The sequence below is a fragment of the Streptococcus sp. HMSC062H02 genome, assembly GCF_001813005.1.
GTDB lineage: Bacteria > Bacillota > Bacilli > Lactobacillales > Streptococcaceae > Streptococcus > Streptococcus oralis_S.
Map to the genome: position 1 here is coordinate 1 of NZ_KV811135.1, position 420 is coordinate 420.

The 420-nt window shown below is 49.0% G+C and carries 1 protein-coding gene; it reads right to left on the reverse strand.

Features of this window, described 5'->3' with window-relative positions:
* A partial coding sequence (locus HMPREF2885_RS09505) for a DUF1542 domain-containing protein (RefSeq protein ID WP_070657899.1) occupies positions 1-420 on the reverse strand: 420 nt, incomplete at both ends.

Genomic DNA, 420 nt, shown 5'->3' on the forward strand with positions numbered 1-420 from the left:
TACGTGAATCAATGGCTGCTTCCTTAGCTTTCAGGGCTTCATCAATCGCTTGCTTGGCTGCTGGCTTGCTTTGAGCGGTTAGCTCAACTCCGTTGACTTCAGTTATTCCATCAGTCTTAGCTTGCGATACTGCTTCATCTGTGGTCGCAGTATCAATGTTCTTCTTGGCTTCATCGGCCTTAGCTTTGGCATCGGCTTTCGCTATAGCCTTCTCCTCGTCCGTCAAATCGGTACGTGAATCAATGGCTGCTTCCTTAGCTTTAAGGGCTTCTTCAATCGCTTGCTTAGCTACTGGCTTCGCTACTGGCTGCGGATTGACTCCATTGACCTCAGTTATTCCATCAGTCTTAACTTGGTCGACTTCTGCATTTGTGGTCGCAGCGTCGATGTTCTTCTTAGCCTCATCGGCCTTAGCCTGGG